The following is a 22693-nucleotide window of genomic DNA, read 5'->3' as shown; positions in this document are numbered from 1 at the left end:
ATTCTAAAAAACTATTAATTTATGAAAGATAAGAGGATATTATACGTATCATCTGAAGTGGTGCCATATTTACCCGAAACAGAAATTTCTTCAATGTCATTTGAAACACCTAGAATGGTAAACCAGCAAGGTGGACAAATAAGAATTTTTATGCCTAGATACGGTAATATAAACGAAAGAAGACACCAACTTCATGAAGTAATACGCTTATCTGGTATAAATCTAGTAATTAATGATCTTGATATGCCACTTATAATTAAAGTAGCATCAATACCAAAAGAAAGAATACAAGTTTACTTTATTGATAATGACGAGTATTTTAAAAGAAAAGCAACTTTTACTGACGAAAACGGAAACCTTTTTGAAGATAATGACGAACGTGCAATATTCTTTGCTAAAGGTGTAATAGAAACTGTAAAAAAACTAAACTGGTCTCCAGACATTATACATGTACATGGTTGGCTAGCTTCTTTATTACCGTTATACCTAAAACAATTTTATAATGACGAGCCTTTATTTAATCAAAGTAAAATCGTTACTTCTATTTACAGACAAAGTTTTGACAATACCTTAAACAAAGACTTAATCAATAAAATTAAATTTGATGGTATTGAAGAAGAAAAAATAAAAGATTTAGAACAACCAACTTACACAAATTTAATGAAAGTTGCTATAGACCAATCCGATGCATTAATCATTGGATCTGAAGAACTTCCTGAAGATTTAACAAAACATTTAAAAAATTGTAAAAAACCTGTTTTAGATTACCATGCAAAAGACGAATTTAGTGAAGCTTACACTAATTTTTACAATAATGACGTTTTAAGCTAACAAAAAGCACAAAATTTTAAATGAAAAAACATATTTTAAAAGTAGTAAAACCATTAACGTTTTTATTAGTTTTTGGTACTTTATTGATTGGTTGTGATGATGATTACTTAAGAATAGAAAGTGACATTAGCGGTACTCAAAACTTTTCTACTAATAAAAAAGATTTTCCTTTTTTATCTTATACCAAAAAATCAAATCCAGTACAAACAAATGGATTACCTAGTAATTTATTAGGCGTTTACAAAGATCCAAATTACGGATCAACAACTGCAAGTATAATTACACAAATACTACCAACAGATTTAACTCCAGACTTTGGTGACACACCACAAGTAGAATCTGTTAAACTATATATTCCATTCTTCTCTGAAGTAGAAAGTACAGATGACGAAGGGAATTCTACTTACACAATAGATTCTACATACGGTAATACTAGTGCGCCTTACAAATTATCCATTTATCGTAGTAACTACCTATTAAGAGACCTTGATCCTGCAACAGATTTTGAAGAAGAACAAGCATACTACTCAAACATCTTTGAAAATATAGATATAGACACTCAAACACTAGAGTTACTTTACGAGAATGATCAGTTTACACCAAATTTTGAACAAATTCATATTTTGGACGAAGACGGAGAAATAGAAACTAGACTTGCGCCAGGAATTAGAGTAGATCTAACCGATTTTGAAGCAGACATCAATTACTGGCAAGATTTATTAATTCCTAATGAAGATAACGAAGTATTAAGTAACGTAAGCAGCTTTAACAACTTTTTTAGAGGATTAATATTTAAAGTAGAAGCAATAGCACCAGATAACGATGGTAGTATGCAGATGTTAAACTTACTAAATAGTAATGCAAACATAACTGTAGCTTACTCGTATGACGATCCAGACGAAGACGATGCAAGTATTACCTTAGATGGTGCATACTCACTCTCTTTTACAGGTATTAAAGCCAATCATTTTGAAAATTTAGATTTTAATATCTCAGATGGTGATGCTACAAATGGCGATTCTAATTTATACTTAAAAGGATTAGATGGTTCTATGTCAATCATAAATCTATTTAATGGAGATGTAGAAGACGAATTTGGTGATAATGTAAATTCACTTGAATATTTTAAATCTAAAAAAGACAAGTGGCTTATCAATGAAGCTAATTTAACCTTTTATGTAGATCAAAATTTAACAATAGATAACGAACCTGAAAGAGTTGTGTTATATGATTTAAAAAACAACCTTCCAATTATAGATTATTATTTTGATGGTACAGATAACTTTATTAACCCTGTAAACTCAAAAGTAATCTATTCAGATAGGTTAACTAGAGATGATAACAACAACGGAGTTAAATACAAAATTAGATTAACAGAACACTTAAATAATATATTATTAAACGACTCTACTAACGTAAACTTAGGATTATTCGTTTCAACAAATGTTAATAATGTATTAGTTTCTAAAATATCAAATTCAACAAATCAAGATATATTACAATCTGTCCCAAGAACTAGCATTTTAAGTCCTGAAGGTACAATACTGCATGGTAGCAATACTAATGTACAGGAAGACTTAAGAGCAAAATTCGAAATCTATTATACAGAAACTGAAAATTAAATTATTATGTGCGGAATTGTTGGCTACATAGGTAAAAAAGAAGCTTACCCTATTGTAATAGAAGGTTTAAAAAGACTTGAATATAGAGGATATGATAGTGCAGGAATTGCACTTTATGATGGAAGCGATTTAAAACTATCTAAAACAAAAGGAAAAGTTGCAGATTTAGAAGACCGTATATCTTCAGAAATTTCAACAAAAGGTACCGTAGGAATAGGACATACAAGATGGGCAACACATGGTGTGCCAAACGATGTAAATTCTCATCCTCATTATTCAAATTCTGGAGACTTAGTAATAATACACAATGGTATTATTGAAAACTACGAGTCTATCAAAAAAGAATTAATTAAACGTGGATACACGTTTAAATCAGATACAGACACAGAAGTTTTAATTAATTTAATAGAAGACGTTAAAAAAAACGAAGATGTTAAATTAGGAAAAGCAGTCCAAATAGCACTTAACCAAGTAGTTGGAGCATACGCAATTGCAGTATTTGATAAGAAAAAACCAGATGAAATTGTAGTAGCTAAATTAGGAAGTCCATTAGCAATAGGCGTTGGTGAAGAAGAATTTTTTATCGCAAGTGATGCCTCACCATTTTTAGAATACACAAAAAAGGCAATCTATCTTGAAGATGAAGAGATGGCTATTGTTAGACTTAAAAAAGGTGTTAAAATAAGAAAGATTAAAAACGACTCTTTAGTAGATCCTTACATACAAGAATTAAAAATTAATCTTGAGCAAATAGAAAAAGGTGGTTACGAACATTTCATGTTAAAAGAAATTCATGAACAACCTAACGCTATAAAGGACACATACAGAGGACGACTTAGAGTAAAAGAAGGCATTATAAAAATGGCTGGAGTAGATGATAATCTGGAGCGTTTTTTAAATGCTAACAGAATTATCGTTGTAGCTTGTGGTACATCATGGCATGCCGGACTAGTTGCAGAGTATATTTTTGAAGATTTAGCACGAATTCCTGTAGAAGTAGAATATGCATCAGAATTTAGATATCGTAATCCAGTAATTACAGAAAAAGATGTCGTAATTGCTATTTCACAATCTGGTGAGACTGCAGATACATTAGCAGCAATAAAACTAGCAAAATCTAAAGGCGCATTTGTATTTGGTGTATGTAACGTAGTTGGTTCTTCAATAGCAAGAGAAACACATGCTGGAGCATATACGCATGCTGGACCAGAAATAGGAGTTGCTTCTACAAAAGCATTCACAACACAAATTACAGTATTAACGCTTTTAGCTTTAAAATTAGCTAAAGCAAATGGTAATATTTCTATTTCAGAATTTCATAAACATTTAACCGAATTAGAGTTAATACCAAATAAAGTAGCAGAAGCTTTAAAAGCAGACGACCATATTAAAACGGTTGCTGCAACCTATAAAGATGCTAAAAACTGTCTTTACTTAGGAAGAGGATTTAATTTTCCAGTAGCATTAGAAGGCGCGTTAAAACTAAAAGAAATATCTTATATACATGCCGAAGGATATCCTGCTGCAGAAATGAAACATGGACCAATTGCTTTAATTGATGATCAAATGCCTGTATTTGTTATAGCAACTAAAAAAGGTCATTACGAAAAAGTAGTAAGTAACATTCAAGAAATTAAATCAAGATCTGGTAAAATAATTGGAATAGTAACAGAAGGTGATGAAGATGTAAAAGAATTAGCAGATCACGTGATTGAAGTTCCTGAAACTTTAGAACTTTTAACACCTTTACTTACAACCATACCATTACAACTACTATCATATCACATAGCAGTAATGTTAGACAAAAATGTTGATCAGCCTAGAAATTTAGCAAAATCGGTAACGGTGGAGTAGTCACGAACGGGGGTGAGTTGATTTAACTTTTTACGACCTCGTTTAACTGGCATAATAGATATTTGGGTTCCGTTTTCGGAACCCTTTTCTTTTTCTAATACGACAGGTATTTTAAAATTAATATTTAAAAGGTGCAGTTTATTCTCATTATCATAGTTCACTGTTATTTTATCTATTATAACCTTGAGAAACTCCTTTTTCATCTCGTCTGAAATATTGGTTTGAGTTTTGATATGTTCTGAGAAATTGTCAATCCAGTCAAACCATTTCTGTTCAGTTCCTAATTGCCTTAGTTTACTTCTCAAACCTTCAATCTTCAATTTGACTTGTTTAAGCTTTATGGCGAGGTCTTTTTTTAAAAGTTTATAAACCTGTTCAGAAGAAAACTCTTGTAATATATTCCGTGATTCGATTTCTACTAAACCTCTTTCAATAGTTGTCTTAGTTTTTGTTAATTCTAAAATTTCAGCTTCGTTTAACTCTATCACTCGTTTGACTTCATTAGTATCAAAGCTACTACCGATAAGTGTTTTTTGTTTTAAAACATCCTTTATCTCAGCTGTGTTGGTTAAAATTTCAATAATTTTATTCCATAAAATACCATCAGTATTAGGTATGTTTAAACATCGTTTCATATTGCATTCAACATTCTGTTTATATGAATTATTAAATTTACGCTCACTTAGAGGACAATAATACTGGCGAATATATTTCTTTTCGTTAGTCCTACCTCCCATTGGTGTTCCACAACCACAAACTAAAAAGTCTCTAAACAAGTAAAACCGTGTTGTTCTGTTAATTTGATTTTTACGTTCTAGTTTTACTTTTTTCCTAGATTGAACTTCGTCCCATAATGTATAACTAATAAGTTGTGGCACTTCATTAGTGATTGTGGTATTAGATTTTTTATCTGTGAATTTTTGTTGCCCAGTATATATTTCATTCTTTAAAATAACTTGGAGAGAACCCATTGACCAGAGTTTATTCCCTCTTCTTGTTTTAATGTTGTTGTCTTCAAGTATTGATTTTATTTCTTTCAAAGATGTTCCTTTAGAATACTCACTATAAATCATACGAATCCATTTACTTTCGGACTCATTTTCTGTTAATCGATTTCCAATTCCATCCCACTTGAGCTTATAGCCAAAAGGACAGTCTCCTCCTCTCCAATAGTTTAGTTTTACCTTTTCGATTTTACCTAGTCTGCTTCTCTCTTTCCTAACCATATTGTCGTAAGTTGAAACTTCGCTGAGAATGCCAAGAATCATATTCTCCATAAAGTCCTGTGTATTATGTACACCATTTGATGTATGAAGAATGACTCCGTTTGCAATCATCTTCTGTCTTATGGTATACCACGTTATTTGACTGCGAGATAATCGGTCTGTATTCCACACATACAAATGTTTTATAATTTTCGAATCAATCAGTTTTAGAACGTTTAATAGTACTGGTCGATTGTCAAGGGTGTCTTTTGAAGAAGATGTACCACCTTCGTTATGTATGACATAGTTCATATTTAGTTTTTTAGCTAAGTCTATTCCAACATCCATTTGTGTTTTAAGTGATGTTCCTTCCTCCTCTTGAACAGACGTGCTAACTCTGACTAAAATGTGTAGTGTTTCTTTCATTAAATACCCTTGTTTAAACTATTCGGAAAATACTAAAATAAATGAAATCACAGTTATAAAAAAACCGAAACATCAAATTCAATAAAATACAGTGTAAAATCCCATCATATTTCAATGAGATTTATTAGATTAGACATAACTTAAAAATGGTTTAAAATGAACCGAATAAAAGAAGTTCTTAAAGACAAAGGAATTAGTCAAACTTGGCTTGCCAATAAGATGGGTAAAAGTTATAATACGATTAATGAGTATGCTCGAAACAAAAGACAGCCGAGTATTGAAGTCCTGTTTGAAATAGCTGAAATATTGAATATGGAGGCAAAAGAGCTAATTGAGAAACGAGATTTTAAGAAAAAATAAATGAATTTAGATACACAAAGCCTACAACCTATTATAAACTTCATCTGGACAGTAGCAGATGATGTTTTAATCAATAAGTATTTAGAAAACCAATATCAAGACGTTATATTACCGATGACAGTATTAAGACGTTTAGATTTGGCGTTAGAGCCTACCAAAGACCAAGTGCTTAAAACGCATAAAGAATTTAAGAGTAAAATAGATAATCTTCTAGGGTTATTAACAAGTAAAGAACACGGTTCTGGATTGGCGTTTTACAACACTTCACCATACACAATGAAAAAGTTGTTGGATGACCCAAAAAACATTGACAGCAACTTTGAAGACTATCTAAACGGATTCTCGGAAAATGTACAAGACATTATTTCTAAATTTAAGTTTAGAAACCAATTAGAAACACTTGAAAATGGTGGTATTACTTTTTCACTTATTGAGAAATTCTGTAATCCAAAAATAGAATTACGCCCTGAAAAAATATCACCTATGGCAATGGGTTATATGTTTGAGGACTTAATTCGCAGATTCAACGAAAAAACAAACGCTGCTGCTGGACGTCACTTTACACCTAGAGAGATTATTGAATTAATGACCCATTTGGTGTATTTGCCTGTAAAAGACCAAATACAAAACGGAACGTTTTTAGTATACGACCCTTGTGCGGGTTCTGGAGCAATGCTAACACAATCTAAAAAATATGCAACCAATCCTGATGGTGAAATAAAATCAAAAGCAACTTTTCATTTATACGGTCAAGAAAACACGGGTGAAATGTACGCCACCTGTAAATCTGATATGTTGCTAAAAAACGAAGACCCAGACAAAATAAAGTTTGGCTCTACATTGAGTGAGTATGGTTTTGACCCAAATCTGAAATTCAATTTTATGTTAACCAATCCTCCTTATGGAACAAGTTGGAAACAAGACATAGAAAACTTAAACGTAGGCACTGGTAAAAAAGTAGAAATAAACGACAGACGTTTTAACCTACCTATTAAAAACTTTAAAGGCGAACTAGAAGAAACATGTTTGACTTCACGTAGCAATGACGGACAGTTAATGTTTATGCTACATATGCTTTCTAAAATGAAAGACCCAAAAGACGGTGGTAGCCGAATTGCTTCTATACATAATGGTTCTGCCTTATTTACAGGCGATGCAGGAAGTGGCGAAAGTGGCATACGCCAGTACATTTTAGAAAACGATTTGCTAGAGTGTATTATACAATTGCCCAACGATATGTTTTACAACACAGGTATTGCTACCTATATCTGGATTTTAAGCAATGTAAAAGAAGAAAAACGAAAAGGGAAAGTACAATTGATAAATGCTTCTTCTAAAGAAATATTCTCTCAAAATATGAGAAAACCTTTAGGAGATAAGAGAGTTGAATTAAAACCCAATCATATTATTGATATACAAAATCTATATTTTGAATTCGAGGAAAACAAATATTCTAAAATATTTGACAACGAAGATTTTGGCTTTTACCAAATCACTACGCATCAACCCGAAATAGATGGAAAAGGAAACATTGTTAAAGACAGTAAAGGCAAGCCGAAATCTGATAAGGAATTAAAAGACTCTGAAAATGTACCTTTAAAAGAAAATATAGACGACTATTTCGCTCGTGAAGTATTACCATTTGCAGAAAATGCTTGGTATGATAAAAAGAAAATGAAAGTAGGTTATCATATTCCCTTCACAAAATACTTTTATGAATACGAGCCTTTAAGAAATTTAGAACAAATTGAAAAAGATATTATGGCTCTAGAAAATGAAACAGATGGTTTATTAAAAGAAATTGTTTCATAATGAGTAAAGTAAAATATCAATCATACAAACCTTCAAAGACAATTTGGCTTGACCAAATACCAGAACACTGGCAAGAAACTGACTTGCGAATGCTGTTTTCAGATAACAAAGTGAAAAATTTAGGGCTTGTTGAAAAAAATCTATTGTCTTTAAGTTATGGGAAATTAAAAAGAAAAGATATTGATAATGCAACAGGTTTAGTGCCTGCTTCTTTTGAAGGCTATCAAATTATAGATGAAGGCTACATTGTTTTGAGATTTACCGACCTTCAAAATGATAAAAAAAGCCTTCGAGTAGGTTATGCTAATGAGAGAGGTATTATTACAAGTGCTTACATCGGACTTGCACCAAAAACTGATTTAGATTCAAAATACTATTATTATTTACTTCATTATTTAGATAAGTTTAAGTATTACTATAATCTTGGTGGTGGTGTTAGACAATCTTTGAGTTATAAAGATTTTGGAAGGGAAACCATTTTAGTTCCTAGTGATGAAGAACAAACCACAATAGCCAATTTTCTCGACTACAAAACCGAGAAAATCAACCGTTTTATTACCAAGAAAAAACAGCTCATTGAGTTACTCAACGAGCAAAAAGCAGCCATAATAAACCAAGCAGTTACAAAAGGCATCAACCCAAATGTACCAATGAAAGATAGCGGTATTGAATGGTTGGGAGAAATCCCTGAACATTGGAAAACAACCAAACTAATTGGTGTTTCCAATTTTGTAAGAGGTAATTCAAGTTTTAAAAAAGATGAATTATTGAGTAATGGAAACTATGTTGCTTTGCAGTATGGAAAAACATATAAAATTGATGAAGTTGATAAAAATTTTCAGTTTTATGTTAATGATGAGTTTTATAAAGATTCACAGGTTGTAAACAAAGGAGATGTAATTATTGTTTCAACTTCAGAAACGATAGAAGATTTAGGACATTCTGCTTTTTACAATAGAACTGATATAGGTTTATTAGGTGGAGAACAAATGCTGTTAAAACCAAATAAAAAAATAGATGGAAAGTATTTGTATTACTCTTCAAAAGTATTCACAAAAGAACTTCGTAAATATTCCACAGGTGTAAAGGTTTTTAGGTTTAACATTAATGACTTAAAAACAATATATACATCTATTCCTCCAATTGAAGAACAAATTAAAATTTCAGAATATATACAAAGTGAATTAAACACAGTAACCAAGACTATAACCACAATAGAGAAAGAAATTACTTTAGTAGAAGAATACAAAACAGCTTTAATAGCAGAAGCGGTTACAGGTAAAATAGATGTAAGAGATTTTAAACTACCTACAGAAGAAACACCTTTGGCAATGGTAGCAGAGGAAGCTTCTAATTATAAAAAAGAAGTTAATTAATTTGATACAAGTTAATACATACCGTTTTTTTGACTTGTATGAGAGATTTCCAAATTTGGTCGTACCAGATTATCAACGTGCTTATACTTGGGATGTTGCCAAAGTACAAGAGTTGTTACAAGATTGGGAAGAATACATTGCTTCAAGTCCTAAACAAACCTATTATATGGGTTCTGTATTGTTGTTTGCCAATACTAAAGATGCTAATTTTCAAATTATAGATGGTCAACAAAGACTTACAACATTAGCACTAATCTATTACCAACTATATGGCTCGTTGCTAAAAGGGCAAAATGTACAATACAATCAAAGTGTTTCAGGTTTTAACATTGCCAAAAACTTAAACTTTGCAAAGCAATCCATAGCTAGATTAGAAAAATTAAAGGATTCTAAAATTTTCCACAAGCTAGAGTTTACGGTAATTGTAAGTGATAATCAAGACCATGCTTTTGCGTTTTTCGATTCTCAAAACAATAGAGGTGTTAGTCTTGGCGTAGATGATTATCTAAAAGCATATCATCTTAGAGCATTACCCGAAAAACTACAAGAGCAAAAAGCAAAATCTTGGGAAGATATTACCTTTAAAGCCAGAAAAGAAGATAACCATTTGCTAGACCTCAAACATTTATTCAATGAAATATTGTTTAAGGTGAGACAATGGAAAGGGCAATCGCATTTCCCGTATCCTAATAAAACGGAAGTGTTAACAGAGTTTCAAAAAAACACGTACAGTACAGAGACTAAAAACGCTTTTCGTTTATTTCCTAATAATAACAATATGCGTTATCACCAATTAGAATATACAGAGAATGGTGTACTACTGGTATCAGCAGAAAAACCTTTAGCTAAAAAAGACTATCCTTTTGCTATAAGGCAACCCATCTATAAAGGACAGAACTTTTTTGATTATACAGATAAGTATCACGCCATATTTCGTTTTCTTTTTAACACCAAAGAACAGAAGTCTCTTGAAATAGAAAAAGCATTGCTTTTTTATAATGCTTTGTACACCAAAGATATGTCGGAGTATTTACGTTATTATATGCAAATGTGTTTAGTAGCCTACTATGACAATTTTAAGGAAGAACAGTTCTTTAAAGCCATACAGTATTTCGATTATTATTTAGGAGCCATTAGGTTAGAGAAATATTATGTGCGTCAAGAAGCCATAAAAAACAGTTTAAAAAATGCGTCTAATAGCTTATTGGATGTAATATGCAGTGCTTATTTGCCTAATGAAGTGTTTAGTTTTATTAATCAAGCAAAACCTACTGAAAACATCTATATCAATAATGGGTTCTTAAATGGAAAAAAAGAAGTAAAAAACAATGTAATAGACCGATATATAGAAAGGTTATGTGAGTATTATAATAAGGATGTTGATAATAGATTAATTGAAGTAAAGAGCCGAAAGCAATGGATAGCATAGTATCAAATTTAACAGATATAAAATCAATTGTAGCTCAAGAATTTGAGTTCAATATTCCTATCTATCAGCGATTGTATGTTTGGACAGAAGAGCAAGTAAAAACCTTATTTGAAGATTTACTTACAGCATATAAAGCAGATAAGGACATATACTACATAGGTGGAGTCATAACTGTAAATAATGAAAATAGCGACAAGTTGTATGACCTGGTAGATGGGCAGCAGCGATTTACCACACTATGGTTATTATCCAATGAATTAGGAGGTAATCTTGAGCCATTCACCTATAAAAATGGAGAACTTAGGTTAAAGTTTGCCATACGTCAAAATGTAACAGACTATTTCAATAATATAGGTAATGCAGAACATTCTTCATCAAATGATTCAAAAGACTATTCTGATTTATTAAAAATAGGGAAAGCTCGAAATCAAATTAACCAATTGATTTTACAACACTTAGAAGATGAGGAAGAAAAAATAAAATTCTCAAATTATATTTTTGAAAAAGTAAAAATGGTATTAACCGATGTGCCAAAAACTACTGACCTTAACAAATTGTTTGAAGCCTTAAACAACAGAGGTGAGCAGTTGGCACATCACGAGATACTTAAAGCTAGGCTACTTAACTACATTAAAAATGTAGAAAAGAGGAATCAATATGCCAAACTATGGCAAGTATGTTCTGTAATGGATAATTATTTAGAACGTGTTATTGCCTTAGAAATTGGCTCTTCAAAGGATGTAGCTCATATTTATCATAATGGATTTCACATTAATGATGTTTTAAATTTATTCGAAAGTTCAAATCCTCAAACCACTCTTATGCTAAGCGATGTGTTAGAACATCCTGAACAATACGAGGATATTGCAACTTCAATTAAAGACAATATTACTCATCATCCTGAATCAAATGAAGATGAGTTTGAACCAGTGAGGAGTATTCTCTCTTTTCCTCAACTTTTGCTACATACATTACGTATTTTTCTATTCAAAAATGATGATGAGGATATTTTACGTATCAATGAAAAAGAGCTTTTAGAAACTTTTGATAAGCACTTATTGAAGTCTGAAATTATCAACGAAAAATTTGTAGTTAAATTCTTTAAAACATTGTTTAAAGTTAGATATTGCTTTGACAGATATGTAATAAAGTGGATTACTGTTTTAGAAGACAAAGAAGAACACGGTATTAAGGACATTTATAAACAAAACCAAAAAAAAGGAGGCTGGACTTATTATTTGAGAAGATTGAATAAAGACAGTTTGAACGGAATGGCATTGCTACAAAGCATATTATACCATTCTCAACAAAACACGACTCAATACTGGTTGACACCTTTTTTATATTGGATGATTGATGAAAAACCATCATTTAATGATGCCTATTACTGGTTAAGACAATTAGACAATACCTTATTTAGTTCAAATACGGAGCATATTTCTTTACCAGAAAGAACTATTAATTCTATGGAAGATTTTTTAGATGTAGAATGTGATGCAGAAACAGTTTTCGGTACTCTGGAGAATTTAAATAATTCAGGTGTTAGCTTTCCACACTATTGGTTTTATAAAATAGAATTTATACTCTGGTATTATAGAGGTCAATTGGATAAAGAAGATGAATGGAGTAATTATAAAATGACAGCAAGAAACTCAATTGAACATATAGGCCCGCAAAACCCAAGAGACCCTAGAGACAAGGTTTGTATTGAAACCTTAGATACAATGGGCAATTTAGTGCTGGTTACTAGAAGTATAAATTCAGAATACAGTGACAAAGCATATGGTGTTAAACGCAGTATGTTTGAAAATAAAAAAGTAAAAGGAAGTATAGATAGCTTAAAATCAGATTTAATATATAATGAAGATGTTTGGAATGATGAAAAAGCAAAAGAACATTTTGAAAAAATAATGGTATTGCTAAATGATTATTTTCATGACCACAATTTGAATTAACTATGAGTAAAAACACCAATACAAAAGAAAATGGCTTTGAAAAGCATATTGTTGATTATTTAGTTAATAGCAACAACTATGTAGAAAGAGCAAACAGCAATTACAATAATATCAATTGTATTGATGAAGATTTGCTGTTTCAGTTTTTAGAAAAAACACAAGCCAAAGTATTAGACAAATTAAAACGTTACCATAAAGACCTTTACAAACAAAAAATAGTAAAGCGTTTAAACGACCAAATAAAACAAAAGGGCATTATAGAAGTTTTGCGTAAAGGTATTGTAGATGGCTTTACAGATACCAAGCTACGCTTGTTTTATGACAAACCAGTTTCTGTATTCAACAAAAAAGCAAATGACTATTACCAAGCCAATATTTTTTCGGTGATGCGTCAAGTCTATTTTTCGCCAAAAAACAAAAAATCTTTAGACATTGTTACGTTTATTAATGGTATGCCAATTATCAGCTTTGAGCTTAAAAACGAGCTTACCAATCAAAATGTAAAACATGCCATAAAACAATACAAAACTGACCGTGACCCAAACGAAGAGTTATTTCGTTTAGGCAGGATGGTTGTTAATTTTGCTGTAGACACAGAAGAAGTATGGATGTGTACAAAGCTAGAAGGCGACAGCTCTTATTTTTTACCTTTCAATAAAGGAAATAAAAACGGAGCAGGAAATGAACCTAATGGTGGTATAAAAACAGATTACCTGTGGAAAGAGATTTTAACTAAAGATACTCTTACCAATATCCTTCAAAACTATGCTAAATTAATCACAGAAGACAAAGAGTATATAGACGCTAAGGGTAAGAAAAAAGTAAAAAAAACTAAAAAACTTATATTTCCTCGTTTTCATCAATTAAACGCTGTTTCCCGATTATTAGCAGATGCGCAAGAAAAAGGGGCAGGTCAAAAATATTTGATACAACATTCGGCAGGTTCAGGTAAAAGTAACTCCATTTCTTGGTTGGCTCACCAACTGGTTGGTTTACATGATAAATCAGGTTCTAAAACAATTTTTGATACCGTTATTGTCATCACAGACCGAAGAGTTTTAGATAAGCAAATACGAGAGAACATAAAACAATACCAACAAGTCAAAGGTGTTGTACAAGCTATTACAGATGGAAGTAAGCAATTAAAAACTGCATTAGAAGAAGGAAAAAAAATAATAATTACTACCATTCAAAAATTCCCCCATATTGTCGAGGATATTGGTGATTTACCAAGCAATAATTTTGGAATCATTATAGACGAAGCACATAGTAGTTTAAGTGGACAAATGGCTCGTAAATTAAACGAAACACTAGCCAAAGTTTCAGACGAAGAACAGCTTCAAAGTGATTTAGAAAACTATGATGAAACAGAAGATAATGAAGTAACAGGTGAAGATTTTATAAGGGCAATAGTTAAAGCTCGTAAACTCTTACCTAATGCAAGTTATTTTGCTTTTACAGCTACGCCAAAAAACAAAACCTTAGAATTATTTGGCGAACCATTTGAACAGGATGGAAAAACCAAATACAAAGCATTTCATTTGTACTCAATGAAACAAGCCATAGAAGAAGGTTTTATTAAAGATGTATTGCTTAATTATACAACATACCAAAGCTTTTATGCTTTACTGAAAAAGATAGAAGACGACCCAGAGTACGATAAGAAAAAGGCTCAAAAAAAACTGAAAGCCTATGTCGAAGGTCATGACCATGCTATCAAAAAGAAATCCATTTTAATGATTAACCATTTTATAGATAATGTAGTTAAGAAGAATAAAATGGGTAACAAGGCAAAAGCTATGATGGTTACAAGTAGCAGAGCTAAAGCGGTACAATACAAACACGCTTTTGATGCTTATCTAAAATCTATTAATAGTCCATACAAAGCAATTGTTGGTTTTTCTGGGGAAATAGATGGAGAAACTGAATCAAGTTTAAATGGTTTTCCAAGCGGTAACATACCTGAAGAATTTGAAAAAGATGAATACAAATTTTTATTAGTAGCTAATAAGTTTCAGACAGGTTTTGACCAACCACTGCTTCATACAATGTATGTAGATAAGAAATTAGGTGGTGTAAATGCGGTACAGACCTTATCCCGACTAAATAGAAGTCATCCGTTAAAAACAGATACTTTTGTTTTAGATTTTGCCAATTCTTCTGAGGATATAGAAAAAGCATTTAAACCATATTTTGAAAATACTATTTTAGGAGAGGCTACAGACCCAAATAAATTATTTGACTTACAAGATGCTTTAGACAGTTATCAAGTCTATTCTAGAGAGCAAGTAGAAAAGTTTTCAAATAAAATATTAGCAAATGTAACAGTAGACCAGTTACACGACATTTTAGACCAGTCAAGTGTTGTTTTTAGAGAAGATTTAGAAGAAGAGCAACAAGCGGATTTTAGAGCAAAAGTAAAGACTTATGTACGTTTGTATATATTCTTATCTCAAATTGTAGATTTTGAAAATGCATATTTAGAGCGTCTGTATATTTTCTTAAATCATTTACAAAGCAAATTAGGAACTGATGCTGAACCTGATTTTTCACAAGGTGTTTTAGATAATATAGATATGGATAGTTACCGCCTACAATTGGAAGCCACCACAAATATAGCAATGGAACAGGGAGAAGATTTACAACCTATTCCTACAGAAATGAGAGGCGGAACATCTGACCCTGAAATTGACCAATTATCTAATATTATTAAAACTTTTAATGACCGCTATGGAACTGAATTTGAAGATGCTGATAAGGTTAGGCAAATGGCTGAAAGTGTTGTAAATGGAGTGGCTAAAAACAAAGATATGCTAAATTCTATCGAGCATTCTGACGAACAGAATGCAAGAATTACAAGTGATAAATTAGCACAAGACGAATTACTGAAACACGTAACAACAAATTTTGATTTTTATAAAGTCATTAATGACAACGAAGAAGCTAAAGAGGAGTTTAATACAATGGTTTTTAATATGGTAAAAGAAATGTTACGTAAATCTTTATAGAGATTACATTAAAAAACTAAGACAACTATTGAAAGAGGTTTAGTAGAAATCGAATCACGGAATATATTACAAGAGTTTTCTTCTGAACAGGTTTATAAACTTTTAAAAAAAGACCTCGCCATAAAGCTTAAACAAGTCAAATTGAAGATTGAAGGTTTGAGAAGTAAACTAAGGCAATTAGGAACTGAACAGAAATGGTTTGACTGGATTGACAATTTCTCAGAACATATCAAAACTCAAACCAATATTTCAGACGAGATGAAAAAGGAGTTTCTCAAGGTTATAATAGATAAAATAACAGTGAACTATGATAATGAGAATAAACTGCACCTTTTAAATATTAATTTTAAAATACCTGTCGTATTAGAAAAAGAAAAGGGTTCCGAAAACGGAACCCAAATATCTATTATGCCAGTTAAACGAGGTCGTAAAAAGTTAAATCAACTCACCCCCGTTCGTGACTACTCCACCGTAACGGAATGTTCTCCAACGGGACAACACTCAGCACCTATTAAACCTATATACTCACTTAATATGTCTGTAAGTTTATCATCATCTAATCTATGGACATCAACTTACAGTCCATATCAGCAAGAACTTTTTGATATCATAAGTAAGTTTCATGAGAAAGATGGATGGAACTTTAAACAGATATCGGATTGGTTGATTGAGAACAATTATAAAACACCTAGAGGTAAGACGTTCACTCACACGCATTGTTGGAGTATTTATAAGAAGAAGAGCAAAAGCATTCAGAGGTTCAGTCGAGAGTTCGAACCTACAATAACGGATGTAAAGATTAATCAGATTTAATTAGGCAGAAAGATTAGTTGTCATGGCATTCTTTACCTTATATATGTAGTTAGGTGAGCATTCAACGATTCGACTAATCTTTCTGATTCCTATATCTTCATTAAGTAAGGTCATTATCTTTTGAACTTTTGGTTTAGATAAGAAGGTCTCAACACTTTCTGTACTACCGATTTTTCGTCCTTTATATTTACCATCTAATTTAGCACGTTCAATTCCTGCTAATGTTTTTTCTCTAGTCTGGTGGTATTGGAACTCACTAATCGAGCTTAATATATTAATAAGCAAGTTAGACATCACGCTCTCTTTACCATCAATAAGAGTAGTTATACCCTCATTTTGCGATGTGATAGGCACATTATAGCTATGGATAGTTTTAATGGTTTTAAGTATGTCCTCTAGGTCTCTTCCAAGACGGTCGATACGAAGGACTATCACTTGATTAATCTTACCGTTTGCAATATCCTCAATAAGTCGCTTACCACTTGGACGTTCGAGGAATGGGATACGACCGCTGACACCTTTATCTTCATACACCTTCCAACCATCTTCAATTTTATCAATTTGAGTTCCGATGTTTTGAAGGTAGTGAGATGTTCTTAGGTAGTATCCAATATTGCTCATAAATGTTATTAATTTAGGTTGTATTAAATAATAACACTAATATAGTGATAATTCCCTGACAAGTGTATGTTTACGGCAATTATCTTATCGTGATTATGTATATTGAATAGATTAGACTTTTAAATAATAACATTACAAATTTTGACCTGTGATAGAACTTTAATTAGTAATCTAAAAGTACAGGTCAAAATTTGTAATGCAAGTGTCTGGTTTAACTTTTAATAAAGAGTTTTGTGACTATTATATAATTGGTATGACATTGCCAAAATTAAAATGGATAGTTTGGTCAATTAATTAAATTATATAGGAATCTTTTTGATTACCGTATAATTCCTACAAGAATTTAACTTATCTGTTTTATTAAAATTATTCAGTTTTTCAAAGTTGTAATTTTGAGGACTCACCATTTTAGATAAAATACCTTTTTCACTTAACGTTGAATGTAATAATTTCATGCTTTTTTCAATTATCACTTCTTCAGTTCCGTTGTCAATAATTGCATAACAAAATTTACTTCTTCTATTTTCAGGTTTTTCTCTAAAAACAGACAATTCATTATCGTATTTTAAATAAAAATCGTTTATACTAATGGATATGGTTTTTTTAGAATTAAAGTTATCCTTTTCTATGTTATAATCAACTAATATATGTTGATTCAACCCTTCTCTAGGGTATTTATCAGAAAGCTCCTTAAGAAGTTTTTCAAATAAATCTGCATTATTTAAAGAGTTAATATTCATATCAAACCCTAAAAAACTTAAAATAGGGGAATCATTGACATCTGACTCAATTTTCCTATTACTCTCTAAAATTTTCAAACTCTCTATTTCTAACTCTTCACTATCTGTCTTTGAGGTAGAAGTTTTATATAATTTTAGAAAAGAGTCATTAACTTTATTGATAATATGTTCTTTAAAAAAATGTTGAAATTGTGGTTCACTTATAACCTTAACATTTTGATAATTGCCTTTTATTAATTCATCAGAAAGATTCTTTGAAAAATGAGAGCTTATTTCATTTGGTATAATTGAATTAAGGATGTTTTTTAAAGTTATCTTATCAATACAATCTCCTTTTGAACTAATAACACTGTCTGTCATTTGTGTAATTATGCTATCTTCATGAATGGTTTTATAAGTGTTAATATAATCTACAATTCTTTTGTCTATTGCTTTTTTACTTGATGTGTTAATAATAAAATTGAAAACGTCTTTAAGTTTATCTTTTTCCCTGTAATAATACATTAAGGTGTTATAACTCCTTCTTAATTTTTGTAATAATGGATGAAAAGCAGAATGATACGCACATTGATAATACCTGATTTCGTCTCTTATTTGTAGGCTATTCTGGTCTAAACTAAATGTAGGCTCTATTTTATCAGCAGTTGATTGTATTCCTTTTTCAAAATAAATTCTTTGACCTGTATCTAAAGTTAGTAATTCATTAATGACATTCAATGAGAACTCGTTTGATAAATCTCCTGTTTTCAATTTTGAGTTTCCTGTATCTGAATTCAAAACATAATAAACCTTACAGTCATGAGTTACTGCTTGTTTAATAAAGGTATCCAATCTCTTTTGCTCTGTGATTAACTGCTCGTTTAGTTCAAATGTAGCTGTTGCACAATCTGATACTTCTTCAAAATGACTAAAACTCACATCACTATATTTAGTGCTTTTTGCTAGCGTTTTATTTTCATAAGTTTTATCTAATTTGTTCTTGTCAAAGATAGAATTGACTTCATCGTTTTTGATTGCAGGTTTATTAATTTTGAACAAATTAGGATTTGAAGTATCCATCAAATTAGAGAAACAATGTATTTCAGTTAATCTAGAACGGTTTCTAAATAATAATTGAATTTGCCCTATAGCTGTGTCATAGCCATTATTAGAACTATAATCAAAAATAAAACTTACCCCTTTCTCTACCCCTGATGATATATTTACACCAACATTTAATACAGAGGTACTATACATTAAATCTACATTAAGATTTTCATTTTTTACTAATTCTTTATAAAGGTCTAGCTCTTTTGATTCTGATGAAACATAACTTCTTGATGGAGGCTTAATCCCCATATCATTGCAGTATTCCTCTAACTTGTTCCATTGTAAATTTATTTGATTTTTATTTTCACAAAAAATTACAACTTTCTTTCCTTGGTCTAAATCAGATACTACTTGCTCAAATATTTGGATATCTTTTTTTACTCTATCGGTATGAATAAAATTATGCACGTATAAAGATGGAGTCTCCTTGTGAGATTTAACAATGTTTAAAAGTTTAAAATCATTTTTATGATATTTAGATATTGTCAATAATTCTATACTAGGAGTTGCAGATAATAAAATAAATTTTGCCTTTGAGTTTTCTTTTTTAACTTCTTCAATTTTTAAAAATGATTTTGGAATTGCTTCTCTATAAGAATCTGAAGTTAATAAGTGAGCTTCGTCAAAAACAATGTAATCATATTTAGAAACTAAATCATTTGGAAGATGAACGAATTGGTCATAGGTTAAAATTACAGATTTAAGATTATTTTTATCATCATATAATTTTTCAGAATTGTTACCAATTGACTGAATATATTCAATGCCATCATTAGTTTTAATTATTTTATCTCCAGTAGATGCAACTATTTGACATAAACCATTTGCTGTTAGAGCTTGTTGTTCTACCATCATTTTACGAGGTACTATAAATAAGACACTAAAATCTTTCGTTAAGCCATCTATATTAGGATTGTTTTTACCCAGAAAGGTTGTTGTTTTTCCTAATCCACAACCTGCATATATATAGTTTATATATGATGTACAATTCTTAATGATTAAATCTGTTGTTAGAAATCCCTCAACCTTTAAAGTTGTGCATATATCAGTATTTTTAATTATGTCAAGAACAGGATATTCGTAACCTGTGGATTTGTATGTTCTATGAAGAGATAATTCAATATCTCGTTCTGTTATTCCTAATAAATCTTTTGCAGTAGTATCTACAACTTCAAATTTACCATTATCGTCAATTTTAAAAGAGTTAAAAATTGTATTTGAACCAATGACTTCATTTAACTCTACTAATGAGTAAGTTTTTTCAAGACTCTCCATTGGATGGTCATAAAATTTATCTTCATCATCAAGCAATTCCCAATTATTCAGAACAGATTTTGTATCAAATATTTCTTTGTTATTTTTTTCTTCATAAATACTCTTAACATAATTATAAGCCTCTCTGGAATCGCCATTAAATTCAAGTTGAGATAATAAATCAAATGGGGTAAAACCCTTTAGGCTACTCGTAAAACATTTAAATGTGTTATTACTTGATAATGATATGGAATCATTTCTCTTACCTACTTTTGATAGTTTAGAATATCCTTGAGAATTTTCTTCTTTAGTTATTTCATATCCATTGTTCATGAATATTTCATAACAGAAATGTTCCATGTTATATTTTTTAATTAATGGTTGATTGTTATATTCTTGATTATAATCATCATCAGTGTATGTGTATGTGTATGTTGATTCCTCTCTTTTATTTTCATATCTAACTTCATTTAGTTCTTTATCAACTTCAATAGACTCAATTTTAAATTCGATAGCATCTTTATTTAATTCTATTTTATCCCAATTATATCTGTCATTGTTACTATAAAACTGAACAGGAAACGAACGTCCTTGAGTAAATTGAGCTTGAGCTTCATCAAATTTAATTTTACAAGGTAGGTCTAGTTTATTATTAATGTAATCATAAACTGCCATCCCCATACTTTTATGAAGTCTATTATCAGTTTCATTCGCTAAACTAGGAACATATATAACACCACAAATACCAAGTCCACTTGCTGACCTAGCTGTTATTAGAGCGATTTTTTTTAAATATTCAAACACTTCGGTATTTAACTTATTAGGAATCCCATCATCTGTATATAATCTTGGGTTTTCTTCTGGCTTTACATCTACATCAAAAAACAAAAATGGAGAACCCTGACAAATAGAATTATACTGTGTACTTATCCCTCCTTTCATTAATCGTTTTGAAATAACTAATCCCTTAGCTTTGTAATTATATCTTGAAGGTATTTCAAATTCAATACCTTGTTCAATGGATTTCTTCTTAAGGTCTTTCAATTCCATTTTCATAGAATAATGGGAAGAAATATTTTGGGCAGAAAATGCATTTAAAGCAATAATAAGTTCATTAGTACTGTAATGTGCATATATTCCATCAACATGATAATCCTTTTCGTTTATACTTCTAGGTGTTTTTGACTTTTCTTCATGTTCGAAAATGGATAGTTCAGCTCTTTTAGCCTCCTCTATTTCGGACTGAAATCTATATTTAAGAGAAGTTCTTCCGTAGAATAACACTTTACGACCATAATCCTTACTACCTATACTGAATCTAGCATTGTAGTCCGTAAAGTATTTTTTATCATAATCAAGAGGTGTATACCCATTTTGATTTTTTTCAACTGATGTTATTTTAAATTGAATGCTCTTATGTGTCATATTTATATTGTTGTAAAAATTTAAGGATTACTTTCATGAATACTTCCAAAATTCACCCCTTGCTAAAGTAATATTTTGAAAATATAGGTACTCACTAATAATTGATTTTTATATCTAAACTTATCTGCTTACTACTAAATCATATTAGCTTAAAGTATATATATAGTATAAAGCAATAAGAAATTAAACAAACATGGAAGAAAGGTTATACACACGTAAAGAACTTCAGTCTTATTTTTCAGTATCCATATTCACAATAGATAATTGGATAAAAAAAGGGGATTTAAAAAGTTATAAAATCGATAATACTGTAAGAATATCTCAAGGTCAATTAAAGGAATTTCTAGAAAAAGTAAAAAACTAAAAAAATGAATAAAATAGAAAAAGCAAAAGAAAAATTATTTAAAATATTAAGGAAAGAAGACATGTCTGGTGATTCTTCGGAAATAGCACAATTCCATTGGAAACGAAATTATGGTGTTTATAAAGATTTACCTTTTTATGAATCTGATAACTCTTATTATTTTGAAGAATCTAAAGGTATTATTCCTTACAATGAAAGGGATGAACAATATGTAGATTATCTTGAATGGTTTAAACCAGATTTTGATAGAGGAAAATTATTATTTGTTCCACATATTACGATATTTCATAAAGGAGCTGTAAAATATGTTCTTATTATAGTAGATGGGAAGGATACACCACATTCTGAGTTAAAGGTAATGGATGATTTTTTCTCTGGATATTGGAATTGCTATCAAATAGAAGCAGATGATATACTAAATTGTGAAAATTTAGAATCTATTGATAAGATAAAAGCTAAGACGATTGTGGATTGGTGGGGAGAAGATATTTAGGAAGAATAAAAAATGA

Annotated in this window: 15 protein-coding genes; 12 read left to right on the top strand and 3 right to left on the bottom strand. The window is 30.6% G+C overall.

Translation table 11 applies throughout. The features are described 5' to 3' along the window. Positions 1 to 21 precede the first annotated feature (21 nt). The 3 genes from IFB02_RS06660 to glmS are packed head-to-tail and all read left to right on the top strand — an operon-like array spanning position 22 to position 4307. On the top strand, positions 22 to 831 hold the full coding sequence (locus tag IFB02_RS06660; RefSeq protein ID WP_106687516.1) for a glycogen/starch synthase: 810 nt from the start codon (positions 22 to 24) through the stop codon (positions 829 to 831). Between the two features lie 20 nt (positions 832 to 851). Beyond that, complete coding sequence (locus IFB02_RS06655; protein ID WP_106687517.1) at positions 852 to 2453, top strand: DUF4270 domain-containing protein; 1602 nt, start codon at positions 852 to 854, stop codon at positions 2451 to 2453. Between the two features lie 6 nt (positions 2454 to 2459). Continuing rightward, on the top strand, positions 2460 to 4307 hold the full coding sequence (gene glmS / locus IFB02_RS06650; RefSeq protein ID WP_106687518.1) for a glutamine--fructose-6-phosphate transaminase (isomerizing): 1848 nt from the start codon (positions 2460 to 2462) through the stop codon (positions 4305 to 4307). Here the strand turns inward: glmS and IFB02_RS06645 are convergent. Next, positions 4268 to 5938 carry a recombinase family protein gene (locus IFB02_RS06645; protein ID WP_191073152.1) on the bottom strand — a complete coding sequence of 557 codons (1671 nt, stop codon included), beginning with the start codon at positions 5936 to 5938 and terminating at the stop codon, positions 4268 to 4270. The two genes, glmS and IFB02_RS06645, sit on opposite strands and share 40 nt — an antisense overlap. A 156-nt stretch (positions 5939 to 6094) precedes the next feature. Here IFB02_RS06645 and IFB02_RS06640 point away from each other — a divergent pair, with 156 nt between their 5' ends. From IFB02_RS06640 to IFB02_RS06610, 7 genes are all read left to right on the top strand, one after another. Then, entirely contained in the window at positions 6095 to 6298 is a 204-nt protein-coding gene (locus IFB02_RS06640; RefSeq protein ID WP_191073151.1) for a helix-turn-helix domain-containing protein, read from the top strand. Continuing rightward, positions 6299 to 8110 (top strand): type I restriction-modification system subunit M, encoded by a 1812-nt coding sequence (locus tag IFB02_RS06635; RefSeq protein ID WP_191073150.1) that lies wholly within the window; start codon positions 6299 to 6301, stop codon positions 8108 to 8110. Next, positions 8110 to 9486, top strand: a complete 1377-nt coding sequence (locus IFB02_RS06630) for a restriction endonuclease subunit S (protein ID WP_191073149.1) — start codon at positions 8110 to 8112, stop codon at positions 9484 to 9486. The genes IFB02_RS06635 and IFB02_RS06630 overlap by 1 nt, the downstream gene beginning before the upstream one ends. A 1-nt stretch (position 9487) precedes the next feature. Beyond that, positions 9488 to 10915, top strand: a complete 1428-nt coding sequence (locus IFB02_RS06625) for a DUF262 domain-containing protein (RefSeq protein WP_191073148.1) — start codon at positions 9488 to 9490, stop codon at positions 10913 to 10915. Further along, positions 10903 to 12870 carry a DUF262 domain-containing protein gene (locus IFB02_RS06620; RefSeq protein WP_191073147.1) on the top strand — a complete coding sequence of 656 codons (1968 nt, stop codon included), beginning with the start codon at positions 10903 to 10905 and terminating at the stop codon, positions 12868 to 12870. The genes IFB02_RS06625 and IFB02_RS06620 overlap by 13 nt, the downstream gene beginning before the upstream one ends. Positions 12871 to 12872: 2 nt before the next feature. After that, a complete protein-coding gene (locus tag IFB02_RS06615; RefSeq protein ID WP_191073146.1) occupies positions 12873 to 15878 on the top strand; it encodes a type I restriction endonuclease subunit R in 3006 nt (1001 codons plus the stop codon). 141 nt (positions 15879 to 16019) lie between these two features. Next, on the top strand, positions 16020 to 16691 hold the full coding sequence (locus tag IFB02_RS06610) for a hypothetical protein (RefSeq protein ID WP_191073145.1): 672 nt from the start codon (positions 16020 to 16022) through the stop codon (positions 16689 to 16691). Here IFB02_RS06610 and IFB02_RS06605 read toward each other — a convergent pair whose 3' ends face one another. Continuing rightward, positions 16692 to 17312 carry a recombinase family protein gene (locus IFB02_RS06605; protein ID WP_191073134.1) on the bottom strand — a complete coding sequence of 207 codons (621 nt, stop codon included), beginning with the start codon at positions 17310 to 17312 and terminating at the stop codon, positions 16692 to 16694. Positions 17313 to 17611: 299 nt separating this feature from the next. Further along, on the bottom strand, positions 17612 to 21820 hold the full coding sequence (locus IFB02_RS06600; RefSeq protein ID WP_191073144.1) for a DEAD/DEAH box helicase: 4209 nt from the start codon (positions 21818 to 21820) through the stop codon (positions 17612 to 17614). A gap of 193 nt (positions 21821 to 22013) precedes the next feature. Between IFB02_RS06600 and IFB02_RS06595 the strand changes: the two genes are divergently transcribed. Both IFB02_RS06595 and IFB02_RS06590 read left to right on the top strand, forming a co-directional pair. Next, on the top strand, positions 22014 to 22184 hold the full coding sequence (locus tag IFB02_RS06595; protein ID WP_191073143.1) for a helix-turn-helix domain-containing protein: 171 nt from the start codon (positions 22014 to 22016) through the stop codon (positions 22182 to 22184). A gap of 4 nt (positions 22185 to 22188) precedes the next feature. Then, positions 22189 to 22677 (top strand): hypothetical protein, encoded by a 489-nt coding sequence (locus tag IFB02_RS06590; protein ID WP_191073142.1) that lies wholly within the window; start codon positions 22189 to 22191, stop codon positions 22675 to 22677. Positions 22678 to 22693: the final 16 nt, after the last annotated feature.

The sequence above is a fragment of the Mesoflavibacter profundi genome, from assembly GCF_014764305.1.
In the GTDB taxonomy this organism is placed as follows: domain Bacteria; phylum Bacteroidota; class Bacteroidia; order Flavobacteriales; family Flavobacteriaceae; genus Mesoflavibacter; species Mesoflavibacter profundi.
This window is presented reverse-complemented; position numbering and strand designations above follow the sequence as displayed.